This window comes from Achromobacter sp. 1L-A-4-B-C2, from assembly GCF_057291955.1.
This window is the reverse complement of record NZ_JBXAWP010000003.1, coordinates 989,968-1,004,643: the sequence shown is the minus strand read 5'-3', so window position 1 is coordinate 1,004,643 and position 14,676 is coordinate 989,968. Positions and strand designations below refer to the sequence as shown.

Below are 14,676 nucleotides of genomic sequence, written 5' to 3'. Positions count from 1 at the left end.
ATCTAGACCCGCAAATCGCCATGTCCGTCATCATTAAAGAAGAAGACTTCATCCAGTCGATAGCCGATGGCATCCAGTTCATCAGCTACTACCACCCCGTCGACTACATCCGCCATCTGGCCCGCGCGTACGAGCGCGAGGAAAGCCCCGCCGCGCGTGACGCGATGGCGCAGATCCTGACCAATTCCCGCATGTGCGCCGAAGGCAAGCGTCCGCTGTGCCAGGACACCGGCATCGTCAACGTCTTCCTGAAGATCGGCATGAGCGTGCGCTTTGACACCAAGCGCACCTTGCAGGAACTGTGCGACGAAGGCGTGCGCCGTGGCTACCTGAACCCGGACAATCCGCTGCGCGCCTCCGTGCTGGACGACCCGCTGTTCGCCCGCAAGAATACGCGCGACAACACGCCGTGTATCCTGCACGTCGAACTGGTCCAGGGCGACAAGGTCGACGTGCAGATCGCTTCCAAGGGCGGCGGTTCTGAAAACAAATCCAAGTTCGCCATGCTCAATCCCAGCGACTCGCTGGTCGATTGGGTGCTGAAAACCGTCCCGACGATGGGCGCCGGCTGGTGCCCGCCGGGCATGCTGGGCATCGGCGTTGGCGGCACCGCTGAAAAGGCCATGCTGATGGCCAAGCAGTCGTTGATGGAAGACATCGACATGTACGAACTGCTGGCCCGTGGCCCGCAGAACAAGCTGGAAGAACTGCGCATCGAGCTGTACGAAAAGGTTAACGCGCTGGGTATCGGCGCGCAGGGCCTGGGCGGCCTGACGACCGTGCTGGACGTCAAGATCAGCACCTTCCCCACGCACGCCGCGTCCAAGCCGGTTGCCATGATCCCGAACTGCGCCGCCACGCGTCACGCGCACTTTGAACTGGACGGCACGGGCCCCGCGCGCCTGGACCCGCCGTCGCTGTCCGAATGGCCCGAAGTGCATTGGGCGCCGGACTACAACAAGTCCAAGCAAGTCGACCTGAACACGCTGACCAAGGAAGAAGTGGCCAGCTGGAAGCCGGGTCAGACGCTGCTGCTGTCGGGCAAGATGCTGACCGGCCGCGACGCCGCGCACAAGCGCATCCAGGACATGCTGGCCAAGGGCGAGCCGCTGCCGGTGGACTTCACCAACCGCGTGATCTATTACGTGGGTCCGGTGGATCCGGTGGGCGATGAAGTGGTCGGCCCCGCCGGTCCCACCACCGCCACGCGCATGGACAAGTTCACTGACATGATGCTTGAGAAGACGGGCCTGATCTCGATGATCGGCAAGTCCGAACGTGGCCCGGTCGCCATCGAAGCCATCAAGAAGCACGGCTCGGCCTACCTGATGGCCGTGGGTGGCGCGGCCTACCTGGTGTCCAAGGCCATTCGCGGCGCCAAGGTGCTGGGCTTTGCCGACCTGGGCATGGAAGCCATCTACGAATTCGACGTGAAGGACATGCCGGTGACCGTGGCGGTGGACGCCAAGGGCACGTCGGTCCACACGACGGGTCCGAAGGAATGGCAGGCCAAGATCGGGAAGATCCCGGTTGCGGTGGCGTAATCCACGCAGCGTTGCGCGCTGACATAAAAACGGCCGCTGAGAAATCAGCGGCCGTTTTTTTTGACGCGGCGTGGCATGGCGCCTAGGCGCCGCGCGTGCCCTTCGTGAACGCCGCTATCGCGTCCGGCGATTTGCCCAGCACCTCGCGCAGCACTTCCTCCGTGTGTTCGCCCAGCAGCGGTGGGGCGCGCCGATACACCACCGGCGACCCCGAAAAGCGCAATGGGCTGGCCGTCACCGGCGCCACGCCGCCCAAGGGATGCGGCATGTCGCGGCGCAACTGCCGGGCCTGCGCCTGCGGGTGCGCAAAGGCCTGCGCAATATTGTTGATCGGGCCGCATGGCACGCCCACCGCTTCCAGTTTGGCAATCCAGTCGTCGCGGCGGCCTTCCTGCATGATCGCCGTCAGGATGCCGATCAGTGTTTCGCGGTTCGTCACGCGCAACCGGTTCGTGGCAAAGCGCGGGTCGTCGCCCAATTCCGGCACGCCGATGGCGCGGCAGTACGCGCGGTACTGCGATTCATTGCCCGTGGCCACGATCAGGTGGCCGTCGCTGGCGGCGAACACCTGATACGGCACCACGTTCTGGTGGGCGTTGCCCGCGCGGGTGGGGGCCACGCCAGAGTTGAAGTAGTTGGAATTCTGGTTTGCCAACAATGCCACGTGGCTGTCCAACAGGGCGATGTCCAGATGCTGCCCCAAGCCGCTGCGATGCCGTTCCTGCAAGGCCGCCAGAATCGCTACGGTGGCGTACATGCCGGTGACGATGTCTGTCACCGCCACGCCCGCCTTCTGCGGGCCGCCGCCGGGCAAGTCGTCGCGTTCGCCGGTGATGCTCATCAGCCCGCCCATGCCCTGGATCATGAAGTCGTAGCCGGGGCGCTGTGCAAAGGGTCCGTCCTGCCCAAAGCCCGTGACCGAGCAGTAGATCAGGCGCGGGTTGACGGCCTTCAGGCTGTCGTAGTCCAGCCCGTATTTGGCCAGGCCGCCCACCTTGAAGTTTTCGACCAGGATGTCGCTGACAGCGGCCAGCTCGCGGATCAGCGCCGCGCCTTCGGGCGTGGCCATGTCCGCTTCCACCGAACGCTTGTTGCGGTTGGCGCTGAGGTAATAGGCGGACTCGCTGGTGTCCTGGCCGTCGCCATCCTTCAGGTACGGCGGCCCCCAGGCGCGCGTGTCGTCGCCCACGCGCGGGCGTTCGATCTTGATGACGTCGGCGCCCAGATCGGCCAGGTTCTGCGTGCACCAGGGGCCGGCCAGGATGCGCGACAGGTCCAGCACGCGGATGCCGTCCAGCGCGGGCGCGCGCGTCATGATTGCACCGTCGCGGTACCGTGGCTCATCACCACGACGTTGCGTTCGCGCGAGCGCGCCAGGAACTGGATCTGCCCGTCCGGCAGCCGCCAGATGTCGCATTGCAGCGTTTCACCGGGATACACCGGCGCCGAGAAACGCGTGTTCAGGCTGGTCAGCCGCGAGGCGTCGTAGTCGCAGCAGCTTTTCACGATCGCGTGCGCCACCACGCCATACGAGCACAGCCCATGCAGGATGGGGCGCGGATACCCGGCCTGGCGCGCGACCTCGGGGTCGACATGCAGCGGATTGGGGTCGGCGTTCAAGCGATACAACAGTGCGGCGTTGGGGGCGATGCGCATTTCGCAGCGCAGGGTCGGGTCGCCGTCCGGCGCGGCGGGCAGGGGCTCCGGGCTGGCATCGCCCTGGCCAAAGCCGCCGTCGCCCCGGCAGAAGGTGCTTTGCCGCAAGGTGGCCAGGCAGGCGCCGTCCTCGCCGTGCAGCGTGCGTTCGGTGATGACGATGGCGCCTTTGTCCGCGCCCTTGTCGATCACATGCGTGTTGCGGCTGCGGCTGGTGACCTGGCCCGCCGGCGGCAGCGGCGCGTGCACGGTCAGGCGTTGTTCGCCGTGCACCACCTTGACCCAGTCGATGCTGCTGCGCGCATCGCGCACCCAGAAGCCCGGGTACGCCAGCACGACGCCCATCGTGGGAAATGCTTGCAGGTCTTCTTCGTACACGTAGCGCAGCTGGCGGGTGTCCTCGGGGTCCTGGCCCAAGCCGATGCCCAGCGCGTACAGCATGGTGTCTTTGTGGTCGTAGCGCTGACGGACCTCGTCAAAGCGCCAGTTCTTTACGGTCGCGTAATCCAGCGGCATGGCGGTCTCAGATGGGGTCCCAGTCGATCACGTCGGGCGAACGCTCCAACGCGTAGAAGTGCTTGCGCATGGCAGGCACGGCGATGTCGGCGATGCGTTCGGGCGTCCAGCCTTCGCTGTGGTGCACCGTGCGCAGCGGGCGCGGCTGGCTGATCAACATGATTTCGTTGGCGCGCACCGCGAAGATCTGCGCGGTGATTTCGCTCGCCGCGTCGCTGGCCAGAAACACGGCCATCGGCGCGACCTTGCCCGCTTCCATCTTCTTCAGTTTTTCGACGCGCGCTTTCTCTTCGTCGGTTTCCGCCGGAATGGAACTGGTCATGCGGCTCCAGGCAAAGGGCGCAATGCAGTTCGAACGCACGTTGTAGCGCGCCATGTCCAGCGCGATGGATTTGGACAGCGCCACGATGCCCAGCTTCGCGGCCGCGTAGTTGGCCTGGCCGAAGTTGCCGATCAGGCCCGAGGTGGATGTCATGTGCACGAACGCGCCCGATTCCTGCTCGCGGAAATACGGCGCGGCCGCGCGGCTCATGAAGAACGAACCGTTCAGGTGCACGTCGATCACCTGGCGCCATTCCTCTTCGCTCATCTTGTGGAAAACCCGGTCGCGCAGATTGCCCGCGTTGTTGACGACGGCATCGATGCGTCCGAACGCGTCGATGGCCGTCTGAACGACGCGGCTGGCGCTGTCGTACGCCGCCACGCTGTCGGTGTTGGCCACCGCCTGTCCGCCTGCCGCCGTGATTTCGCGCACGACTGCTTGTGCGGGGCCTTCGCCGCCGCCTTCGCCGGTCAGCGACACGCCGATGTCGTTCACCACCACCTTGGCGCCCGCCTCGGCCATCGCCAGCGCAATGCTGCGCCCGATGCCTCCGCCCGCGCCGGTGACGACCACTACCTTTCCGGAAACGATGCCGCTCATTGCCCTGACTCCTTTGCTGCGGCGCACGCGCCGTCGATGGAAAACAGTTCCGCATCAACCGGTCTGGTTCATGGGAATGCCCCATGGTAGATTCGTGGCGGCATTCGAAGAATTCAAAATTAGAAATGCCCCCCTTCTGCGTGGTGGAACATGAGACATGATCTGACGGACCTGCGTTTGTTCTTGAACGTGGGCGAAACCCTCAACCTGACCCGGGCCGCGGAACGCACGTTCCTGTCCTTGCCGGCGGCAAGTGCCCGGGTCAAGCACATGGAAGAAGCCTTCAAGGCGCGCCTGTTGGTGCGGCTGGCCACGGGCGTGGCGCTGACGCCGGCGGGCGAGGTGCTGCTCAAGCACGCCAATGCCGTCTTTCGACAGCTGGAATGCCTGAACGCGGATCTGCAACCCTATGCCAGCGGCCTGAAAGGGCGCTTGCGCCTGCTGGCCAACACCACGGCCACCAATTCGTTCCTGGCCGATGCCTTGTCCACGTTCCTGGCGGAAAACCCTGACGTGGACGTCGAGCTCGAAGAGAAAATTTCTGGCGACATTGTCATCGCCATCCGCGCGGGCGCGGGTGACCTGGGGCTGGTGGCCGGCAATATCGACGTTGAAGGCCTGGATGTCACGCCCTTGTTTCGCGACGAGCTCACCGTGGTGACGTCGCTGGACCATCCGCTGGCCGCCTCCCAGTCCGCGCACTTCGCGGACCTGGTCGACGCCTACCAGTTCGTGGGCATCCACCCCGACAGCGCCATCCAGACCTTTCTGGAAGACATTGCCAGCGGCCTGGGCAAGCGCCTGTGCCAGCGCGTGCACGTGGGCAGCTTCGAAGCGGTGTGCCGCATGGTCGAGGCGGGCGCGGGCATTGCCGTGGTGCCACGCGCCTGCGCCGCGCGCTACAGCCGCCCCGATGCGCTGCACGTGCTGAAGCTGGAAGACGCCTGGGCGCTGCGCGACCGCTTGCTGTGCCGCCAGCGCGGCCGCGACCTGCCCAGCTTTGCCGAGTGCTTCATCGAGCACGTGCAACGCGCGGCGCGCGGCCAGTCGGCGTAAGCCGGCCCTCGTGCGTATGTCGTAGGCGCGACGGGGCTTAGGGAAATTCCTGTCCGATGATCGAACATTGGAGCGGGTACGAAAGAGGGGCTTTTGAAAATGTGTAGCGGCGAATCCCGGCTCTCGGAAAATAATAAAAAAGCGTGAGGCGACCCACGCGAAGAAAAAGAGCGGCGGGCGGCAGCATCCAACGCCTGATCGCGAACAACACCGAGACCCAGGAGACCGCAGTGATTGATCCTCAACGCCGCCGCGTCATCGCGGGGCTGGGCGCCGCGTGCGCCTCGGCCGTGCTGCCCACTTTGTTTTCATCGCCCGCACGCGCCGCCACCTGGCCCGGCCATGCCGTGACGTTCATCGTGCCGTTTCCGGCGGGCGGGCCGGTGGATACCACCGCGCGCTTCACCACGCAGCCGCTGGGGCAGATGTGGTCGGTGCCCACCGTGGTGGACAACAAGTCGGGCGCGGGCGGCATCGTCGGCGCGCAGTTCGCGGCCAAGGCCGAGCCCGATGGCTACAACTTCTTTTTCGCATCCATCCATCACGCGGTGCTGCCCAGCCTGCGCAACAACCTGACGTACGACATCACCACCGATTTCGTGCCGGTGGGCATGGCCGCGGTGTTTCCCATCGTGCTGGTGGTGAACGCATCGCTACCGGTGAACTCCGTCAGCGAATTGACCGCCTACGCCAAGAAGAACCCGGGCAAGCTGTCGTTCGGGTCGTCCGGCACGGGCGGCGGCACGCACCTGGCGGGAGAGTTGTTCAATGCCATGGCCGGCATCCGCATCCAGCACGTGCCCTATCGCGGCAGCGCGCCGGCCATGCAGGATTTGCTGGGCGGGCAGGTGCAGGTGATGTTCGCCGATGGCCCGTCCGCCGTGCCGCACCTGAAGGGCGGCAAGGTCCGCGCGCTGGGCGTGGGCAACCCCACGCGTTCCAGCATGCTGCCCGACGTGCCCACCATCGCCGAGTCGGGCCTGCCCGGCTACGAGGCCTATTCCTGGAGCGGCGTGATGGCGCCCAAGGGCACGCCGCCCGACATCGTCAAGCGCATCAATGCCGACATGGTCAAGGTGCTGTCCGACCCGGCCACGGCCAAGAGCTTGATCGCGGCGGGCGCCGAGCCCAAGCCCGGCACGCCCGAACAGTTCGGCGCCTTCGTGCGCGACGAGATCGTGAAATGGCGCGACCTGATCAAGACGGCGAATATCAAGCTGGAATAAGGCAGATGAGATAGAGCAGATGAGATAGAGCAGATGAAATAAGGCAGACCGCATCGGGCAGATTGATGAATCCGGATAGGGGCTTCGGATTGCGCTGCCGCATTTCAGATTTGTTCTATATCTGTTTGGCGTGGGGTCGGCTAGGCTCCCGGCAGGAAATCCTTACGGACTCTGCCATGCCCAGCCAGTCGACGTTCCGTTTCACCTTTGAACCTGTCAAGGCAAGTGCGATCGGCGTTGCCTTCGACGTTGTCGAGTTCACGCTGGACGAAGCGCTGTCGGAAACGTATCGCTTGACGCTGTGGCTATCCAGCACGGCATCCGCCATGGATATCGGCGCCATGCTGGACGAAGCGGCCTTGTTCACCATCTGGCATGGTGCGCAAGCCGGGCGCCACGTACACGGCATCGTCACTGAATTTGAACAAGCCGCTACCGGCTTTCGCCGTACCCGCTATCGGGCAGTGGTCGAACCGTCATTGGCGCGTGCCGCCCTATGTTCCGATTGGCGCATCTATCAGCACCTGTCCGTGCCCGAGATCATGGCCGACGTGATCAAACGCCAGGGCATCACCGACTACGAACAGATCAGCACCCACGAACACCTGCCGCGCGAGTATTGCGTGCAGGCAGGCGACACGGACCTGGCTTTCCTGGACAGGCTTGCCGCCGAGGAAGGCTATTTCTATTACTACGCGCATTCCGACGGCGGGCATCGTCTGATACACGGCGACCGCATCACCCTCAACGACGACATCCCGGGTGACCCGGTCATCTACCACCCCACCCGCGGCGGCGACCCGCCCGCGCCCGGCTTGCAGCGCTTTAGCTATGCCGAGCGCGTACGTACCGCCATCCAGACACAACGCGACTACACCTATACGCACCCCCGGTACGAGCAGGAACACAGCGCTGTCGCCGAGGATCAGGCGCATCACGACACCCGCTACGAGCGTTACGACTATCCCGGGCGCTACAAGCGCGATGAGGCGGGCAAGCCCTTCACCCGGACCCGCCTGCTGGGGCGGCGTAACGACGCTTGCAGCGCGTCTGTCGAAGGCGACGACCCGCGCCTTGTTCCCGGCCTGGCCTTTTTGTTGCAGGGCCACGCGCGCAACGAGTGGAACCGCAAGTGGCGCCCGGTACGCATGCGTCACCATGGGGTTCAGCATGTCAGCCAGGAGCAAGACGGCGCGCACGCCCAGTCAGGCACGCACTACGGCTACACGGCTGAACTTGTGCCCGATAAAACAGACTGGAAGCCGTCGCCCCGCGGCAGACCGTGCATCGATGGACCGCAAACGGCCACCGTTGTCGGCCCGCCCAACGAAGAAATCTTCTGCGACGAGTTTGGCAGGATAAAAGTGCAATTTCCCTGGGACCGCCTCGGCCGCAACAACGAACACAGCTCGTGCTGGATACGCGTGGCGCAGGATTGGGCGGGCGCGCAGTGGGGGCATATGGCGGTCCCGCGTATCGGTCAAGAGGTCGTCGTGAATTTCTTGAACGGTGATTGCGACCAGCCAATTGCCATGGGGCGGCTATTCCGCGCAACCAACCTGCCGCCTTACGCGCTGCCCCGGCACAACACGATTGCCACCATCAAATCCAAAGAGCACAAAGGGCACCGCGCGAACGAACTGCGGCTGGACGACACCTTGGCCCAGATCAGCGCGGCGCTGATGAGCGACCATGCCGCCTCCGATCTGCATCTGGGTTATTTGACGCAGCCCAGGCCCGAAGGCGGGGCGCCCCGTGGTGAAGGGTTCGAGCTGCGCACGGACGGACAGGGCGCGGTGCGCGCGGCAAAGGGGATATTGCTGACGACAGACGGACAGGCACACGCCAAGGGCGGGCAGCTATCCCGTAGCGAACTGGTGCAGGGCTTGGAAAGCGCGCTGGAATTGGCCCGTAACCTGGGCGAACACGCCGCCCGCCACGAGGCGCTGACGCTTGACCCCACGCGCCAACAGCAGCTGACGGACAACGTGCGGGACCTTGGACATGGCGCCAACGACGACGCCGCGGGCAGCAACGGCGGCCGACCCGTTATTGGGTTGAGCAGCCCGGCGGGCATCGCCGTGGGGACGCCGGCGTCAATCACCCTGGCCGCAGGCGGCAACGCGGATACCGTCGCGCAGAAGAACCTGCACCTGACGGCGGGGCAATCCGTCGTTATGAATGCGGGGCAGGGAATCAGCCTCTTCACACAAGGTGGGGATATGCGGCACATCGCCCACCAAGGCCAGATGCTGTTGCAGGCGCAACATGGCAGCGTCCGCGTGCAGGCCGAAAAAAGCGTTGAAATTTCCTCGGCCGACGCGCATGTCCTGGCGGTTGCCGACAAGCACATCACGCTGTTGTGCGGCGGGGCCTACATCAAGATGCAGGATGGCGCGATTGAGTTCGGCTGCCCCGGCGCGTTCACGGTCAAGGCGGCCAGCCACCAGATGTTGGGGGCGGCCAGCCTGGCAGCGGAACTCCCCCGGTTTGACCTTGGCCAGACCCAACGAAAATTCATCGTGACCCTGCCGGACGGTGTGCGCCCGGTGGCCCACCGCCGCTACACGATCACGTTGAACAATGGCGAAACCGTGCAAGGCGTCACCGACGCGCAAGGCGCGACGCAATTGGTGCAAAGCGACGCAGTGCACATCGCGACGCTGACTGTGCACGACGCCGATTGACGCGGCAAGGGGGCGGGCCGTGATGCGATTGGCCGGGCTGCCAGCGGTCCAATTCACTTCGACCAAGGAGGTTCCATGGCAACACATTCCGTCCCATTGACGGGCCAGCCCGAGGCGCTGCTGTTGCCCGGCGCGCGCCCTGCGATCGTGCGGGTACAACAGGCAAAGCCCTGCGTGGTGATTCTGATTCACGGAGTGAATGATCTGGCCGGCGTGTATGACGACCTGGAAACCGGCATCTGCGTGGGCTTGAATGAGCGCCTGGATCATTTGAAGGCCGCGGACGGCAGTAGAAGCTGCGCCGCCCTGAACCCCGCCAGTTACCGATTGCCCGCCGAGGATCAGGGCGCGGCGCCCAATCCTGACGCCGTCTACTATCGCCGCCGAGCATCCGCCGGCAAGTTCGGCGGCGCGTCGCGCAGTGTCGTCATCCCGTTCTATTGGGGCTTTCGCGAAGAAGAGCAATACATCGACAAGAAGACCGAGCACGGAGAATGGCTGGACCGTTACCACAACAGGCTCGACAGAGACGGCATCAAGCAGGGCGGGATGTTCGCGAACGCCACGACTTCCATCCCGGATATGTGGGGTGAGGGCTTCTCCGGCAAGCTGATGGGCCTGCTGCCGATCAACCCCTTGTTTGGGTCGCCCGACCACCCACTGGTCATGGCGCCCAGCCGCAAGTACATGCTGCTGGCGGCCAGGCGCCTGGCCATGCTGGTGAATATGATTCGCGCCTATCGCCATCCTGGCGGCAAGACCACCGGCGAAAACGACACGATCAACGTGGTCGGGCACAGCCAGGGCACGCTGATCACCCTGCTGGCCAACGCCTTGCTCAAGGACGAAGGCAAACGCGCCGTGGATGCGGTCATCATGATGAACCCGCCATACAGCCTGCTGGAGTCCCGCTTCGAGCGCATGGAGATGTCCGAAGCGCAGCAGACCACCAAGGCGCGCGTGACAACGCTTGCGAATATCGTCGGCTTCATCGGCGCAAATCCCAACCCGGTGCCCACCTTCGCTCAGATGGCCGACCCCTCAAGCCCGTCCTGCATCGGTGGATTGCGTTGGAATGGCTTGCAATGCCAGACCACGCTGGAAGGCAAAGACGTTGCCTTTTCCGAGCGTGACAATCGCGGCCGCGTGTTCCTGTATTTCTCTCCCGAGGACAAAACCGTCGGCATGCGCAATGTGCAGGGTATCGGCTGGCAAGGCATTGCCGACACCTTGACTTACCAGGCCATGCCTGCGCACAAGCCAAGGACGATGGTGGATTTCGTGCCCACGATGGTGGGCAACATGGCGAAGCAGTGGGTGGGTGATATTTACGGCCCCGGATTGTCCGCACTGGGTGGCCATTTTCATCAACGCGTATTCACCATGCGAGCGCGGGACGGCGAGAGCCAACCCATTGGTTCGCCGCCAACGCAGGACTACGTTTTGCGCCGGCAGCATGAAAGCACCTGGGAGGGTTCGGGCATGGGCCTGCCGCAGCGATGGGCGGCCAACGCCGACTTCGCGCCTGGCCAGTCGGTGCCCATCAACGCGCCAGCCCTGCCGCAGCCGTTTCTGGCGGACTTCAGGTCGGGCGGCGTGGTAATGGCCGAGCAGGCATCGGCGGGTATTGCACCGGTACACGCGCCGGATGATCCGATTGATGCATCGATTGCCATTACGAACAAGGGAATACGTGTGGCGGGTACCCGCGTGGTGACCTTACCGGAAAGCGCCGGACCGGTCCCGCAAACCTATAGCTCCCGCAGTGCAAGCCTGGCGTATGCGCCATTGCTTGAAGCCGAACTCACGGACTTGAACGACCCGCTGCGCAACCCGTACACCGCACCCGAAAACAACGATTGGGCAGCGGACTGGCACCGGATCACCGGCGTCGACCACGTGGGCGGGCGCCGCTTTAACGTGACATATCAGGAAAGCCCGAACGAGGCGCGTCGGCGAAGAATGGACGCGGGGGTGGACGAGCAAAGCCCGATCTCCTTTCATTCATCAATCCCCGCGAATTCGATGCATAGCCAACGCGCGATGGCGTACGACCTGGCGATAGGGCAGGCACGCAGTATTGATGATGAGCCGTTCTATGCGTATTTGTGTCGGGTGGCGGATTGGAGGATGGCTTGGGTGGAGTTCGATGTGGAACCAAACGCTAGCAAAGAGAACGACGCGGCACTGCCGGACGAGGCAACCTTGGATTACTACAGAAACGAAAGCTCCGAGAATCTCGAACTCATCAATGCTACCGACCTCTATCGAAGTCGGCGAGTTGCGGTCTATGACGAAGATGGGAAGTTGTTGACTAGGGGAGGAGGCAGTTTGCCCGCCTCGATCCATCAAATGAAGTTACCCACCTTGGTGTCTACGCAGACCCGAAAGGACAGAGATGCTGGCCGCGATCTCACGGCTGCGGACGGGGAGCCGGAATGAAGTTCATATCTTGCGCTATGGCCTTTTTGTTGGCTGCTACGTTTCAGCAAGAGGTACGCGCCGACGCCGAAAGTTCAAGGGAGTCCTCCGAGTGGAAGGACGTGGCTTGCGAATTGCCCCCAGCGCCTGATGCATGGATTCCCGTTGACCCCATTCCGCAAGCCCCCGGAGTTGTGATGCCTATTTTCGCTGCGCCCTCCTCGTCCCCACGCCTGGAGACGTTGGACATCATCCGCGTTGGCTTGAGCTTGGACGTCTATCGACAAGGTCAGGTGTGGGCACAACTGCTACAACAGAACTCTTCACAATCCGACGCATTGCAGGTCGGGACCGCGTTGCAGATGGACCCTGCGTTCTATCCAACCATAGCGGAAGATAAGGACATGGCCTGGGCGCAGCGTAAGGCCAACGCATTGGAGTTGGCGCTGCGCGGCTTTCCTGAACGTTGGGCCATTCCCACCTTGACGGTTGTGCGCGATTACGACCCGACGGTGCCCCGACTGCGCTTTTCTCCAGAAAGAGCGTCTATTTCCCTCAACGGGATGGCCGACCGAACGATGGGGCCTGCGGGATTGCATTGGCATCGAAGTAAGCCGCTCAGACCCGGCGTTATTTGCAACAGTACGCCGGAAGAGTTCGTGGAGTATCTGTTCAGTGTCTTCGAAAAGAACCCCGATATGCCCGCGCTGCTGGTTTATGCCGTCGACGGCTTTGGCATGTTCTATGCAATGGGCAGTCGCAATGACAAGCGCAAGGGTGTGGCGACTGGTCCCCGCCAACCCGGCGAGCTGACAGACGCCGTCACCGCCATCGTCTTTGCCCGCCCCGAGCGCCTGGACTGGTTGCGCGGCTTTGCTAAATACACCAAACCGCACAAGAACGACATTGACCCCGCCTTCACCGGCTGGCGCCGCAACCCGCCATATTCCTTTCAACCCAGCCCCTGGTTCCCTCAACCGATCACCGAACGCGGCTTCCAGCAATGGGACCGCCTGACGCCGTTGGCGCGGCTGCACCGCCCGGTCGAAGTGTCGCTGCAATCCGACAGCATCCCCCTGAAAGGCGAGGCCCGCCATGCGGCAATCGCAAACGCCTGGACACAGGCCGTGACGCCTCTGGCTCACGCGCCCACGCGAGTCTTCTACGACGCAGGCTTGCACCGTTCCGCCCTGGCCGATCTGCTCCCCGCTTTGCAGATGGCCGACAGCTCGCTCGACCTGCTGGCTTCGGACCAAAGCTACGACCTGACGCAACGCCTGGGCGACACGGGTGCGGCGTCTCCCTTTGTGGGAATTGCGCTAGCCACCATGGCCAGCTATCTGAACGCCGACACCAGCGCCATCGTCCCGCTGCGCCGTGACGACCGGGTAACGGTGATCACCATCAGTTCGCCGACGCCGGGTCAGAAGCCGGCCAACGATCCCTTTGGCGTGAAGCTGCGCCCGCAAACCCGTACCTTGAGCGAAGCGCCGTCACCGGAGTTTCTGCAACGGTTTGCGGAACTGACGCAAGAAAGCGCGCGTAACGCCCCGCCACCCGCTCGGTATGTGGACCCGGAGAAAATTGCGGCCGAGAAGCGCCTGCTGGATCAGTTCATCGCTGGCGGGCCGAGTATGGATTTGTTGGGGGAGTCGGAGAAGTGACGCCGCCGCTACACGCTAGCCCGCTACCGCCACCAACGCCGCGCGCGCGCTGAGATATTCGGCTTCCAGCTGATCCACCAGCGTCGCGATGGACAGGATTTCTTGCGCCGCCCCTACCCCCTGGCCGGCGCTCCAGACATCCTTCCACGCCTTGGGCCGCGAGTTCTTGTCCATGTTGGCCGGCGGCGACTCGCCATTGCGCGATAAGGCCACCGGGTCCAGGCCCGCCGCCAGAATGCTGGCCGACAGGTAGTTCGCGGGCACGCCCGAAAAGTAAGGCGTGTAGGTCACGTCGGCTGCTTGCGCTTGCAGCACCATCTCGCGGTAGGCGTCGTTTGCCAGCGATTCCTGCGTGGCGATGAAGCGCGTGCCCATGTAGGCGAAGTCGCAGCCCAGCACCTGCGCGGCCAGCACGTCCTTGCCATGGCTGATACAGCCCGATAGCGCCAAAGGGCCGTCGTAGAACGCACGGATTTCGTTGACCAGCGCAATCGGATTGACCTGGCCGGCGTGGCCGCCCGCGCCCGCCGCTACCAGGATCAAGCCGTCCACGCCCGCCTCCAACGCGCGCTTGGCATGCCGCACGTTGGTGACGTCGTGATAGACCAGCCCGCCGTAAGGGTGCACCGCCCGCACCACCGCTTCGGGCGCGTGCAGCGACGTGATGATGAGCGGCACGCGGCGTTCGGCGCAGATCGCCAGGTCGCCCTGCCAGCGCGGGTTGCTGGGGTGGATGATCAGGTTCACGCCGTAGGGCGCCAACTTGGCGTGCGGATGGGCGCGGCGTTTGGCGGCCAGCCCGTCTTCAATGCGCGTGATCCAGTCTTGCAACTGTTCTTGCGGACGAGCGTTCAGGGAGGGAAAGGTGCCGATGATGCCGGCCGCGCATTGCGCCACGACCAGCTCGGGCCCAGAGACCAGAAACATGGGGGCGCCGATGATCGGCAGGCGGGTCTGGGCGCGTAGCGCAAGCGGGGCGGGCAT

10 protein-coding genes are annotated in these 14,676 nt (G+C 64.1%); 6 read left to right on the top strand and 4 right to left on the bottom strand.

The features are described from left to right. Window positions 1-20: 20 nt before the first annotated feature. On the top strand, window positions 21-1,544 hold the full coding sequence (locus AC0Z35_RS18045) for a fumarate hydratase (RefSeq protein WP_006217560.1): 1,524 nt from the start codon (window positions 21-23) through the stop codon (window positions 1,542-1,544). An 82-nt stretch (window positions 1,545-1,626) separates the two neighbouring features. Here AC0Z35_RS18045 and AC0Z35_RS18040 read toward each other — a convergent pair whose 3' ends face one another. The 3 genes from AC0Z35_RS18040 to AC0Z35_RS18030 are packed head-to-tail and all read right to left on the bottom strand — an operon-like array spanning window position 1,627 to window position 4,638. Next, window positions 1,627-2,859: a CaiB/BaiF CoA transferase family protein gene (locus AC0Z35_RS18040; protein WP_219991730.1), complete on the bottom strand. Its 1,233-nt coding sequence runs from the start codon at window positions 2,857-2,859 to the stop codon at window positions 1,627-1,629. Then, window positions 2,856-3,716 carry a MaoC/PaaZ C-terminal domain-containing protein gene (locus AC0Z35_RS18035; RefSeq protein WP_046806486.1) on the bottom strand — a complete coding sequence of 287 codons (861 nt, stop codon included), beginning with the start codon at window positions 3,714-3,716 and terminating at the stop codon, window positions 2,856-2,858. The genes AC0Z35_RS18040 and AC0Z35_RS18035 overlap by 4 nt, the downstream gene beginning before the upstream one ends. A 7-nt stretch (window positions 3,717-3,723) precedes the next feature. Further along, window positions 3,724-4,638: an SDR family NAD(P)-dependent oxidoreductase gene (locus AC0Z35_RS18030; protein WP_046806485.1), complete on the bottom strand. Its 915-nt coding sequence runs from the start codon at window positions 4,636-4,638 to the stop codon at window positions 3,724-3,726. 150 nt (window positions 4,639-4,788) lie between these two features. Between AC0Z35_RS18030 and AC0Z35_RS18025 the strand changes: the two genes are divergently transcribed. The 5 genes from AC0Z35_RS18025 to AC0Z35_RS18005 all read left to right on the top strand — a co-directional run bounded on the left by AC0Z35_RS18025 (window position 4,789) and on the right by AC0Z35_RS18005 (window position 13,692). Then, window positions 4,789-5,694 carry a LysR family transcriptional regulator gene (locus tag AC0Z35_RS18025; protein ID WP_046806484.1) on the top strand — a complete coding sequence of 302 codons (906 nt, stop codon included), beginning with the start codon at window positions 4,789-4,791 and terminating at the stop codon, window positions 5,692-5,694. A 230-nt stretch (window positions 5,695-5,924) separates the two neighbouring features. After that, window positions 5,925-6,920, top strand: a complete 996-nt coding sequence (locus AC0Z35_RS18020) for a Bug family tripartite tricarboxylate transporter substrate binding protein (RefSeq protein WP_485132189.1) — start codon at window positions 5,925-5,927, stop codon at window positions 6,918-6,920. A gap of 176 nt (window positions 6,921-7,096) precedes the next feature. Beyond that, window positions 7,097-9,607, top strand: coding sequence for a type VI secretion system Vgr family protein (locus AC0Z35_RS18015; protein ID WP_319307636.1), 2,511 nt, complete (start codon window positions 7,097-7,099; stop codon window positions 9,605-9,607). Between the two features lie 75 nt (window positions 9,608-9,682). After that, complete coding sequence (locus tag AC0Z35_RS18010; protein WP_485132190.1) at window positions 9,683-12,049, top strand: T6SS effector phospholipase Tle3 domain-containing protein; 2,367 nt, start codon at window positions 9,683-9,685, stop codon at window positions 12,047-12,049. A gap of 221 nt (window positions 12,050-12,270) precedes the next feature. Continuing rightward, a complete protein-coding gene (locus AC0Z35_RS18005; RefSeq protein WP_485132191.1) occupies window positions 12,271-13,692 on the top strand; it encodes a type VI lipase adapter Tla3 domain-containing protein in 1,422 nt (473 codons plus the stop codon). Between the two features lie 15 nt (window positions 13,693-13,707). On the opposite strand, the gene AC0Z35_RS18000 is transcribed toward AC0Z35_RS18005, so the two are convergent. Next, window positions 13,708-14,676: an NAD(P)H-dependent flavin oxidoreductase gene (locus AC0Z35_RS18000; protein WP_485132192.1), complete on the bottom strand. Its 969-nt coding sequence runs from the start codon at window positions 14,674-14,676 to the stop codon at window positions 13,708-13,710.

What these genes read in the sequence shown, in the direction of transcription:
- AC0Z35_RS18035 (WP_046806486.1), bottom strand. Translation starts at nt 3,716, where the DNA reads ATGCCGCTGGATTACGCGACCGTAAAGAACTGGCGCTTTGACGAGGTC.
- AC0Z35_RS18015 (WP_319307636.1), top strand. Translation starts at nt 7,097, where the DNA reads ATGCCCAGCCAGTCGACGTTCCGTTTCACCTTTGAACCTGTCAAGGCA.
- AC0Z35_RS18045 (WP_006217560.1), top strand. Translation starts at nt 21, where the DNA reads ATGTCCGTCATCATTAAAGAAGAAGACTTCATCCAGTCGATAGCCGAT.
- AC0Z35_RS18025 (WP_046806484.1), top strand. Translation starts at nt 4,789, where the DNA reads ATGAGACATGATCTGACGGACCTGCGTTTGTTCTTGAACGTGGGCGAA.
- AC0Z35_RS18010 (WP_485132190.1), top strand. Translation starts at nt 9,683, where the DNA reads ATGGCAACACATTCCGTCCCATTGACGGGCCAGCCCGAGGCGCTGCTG.
- AC0Z35_RS18040 (WP_219991730.1), bottom strand. Translation starts at nt 2,859, where the DNA reads ATGACGCGCGCGCCCGCGCTGGACGGCATCCGCGTGCTGGACCTGTCG.
- AC0Z35_RS18000 (WP_485132192.1), bottom strand. Translation starts at nt 14,676, where the DNA reads ATGCCCGCCCCGCTTGCGCTACGCGCCCAGACCCGCCTGCCGATCATC.
- AC0Z35_RS18030 (WP_046806485.1), bottom strand. Translation starts at nt 4,638, where the DNA reads ATGAGCGGCATCGTTTCCGGAAAGGTAGTGGTCGTCACCGGCGCGGGC.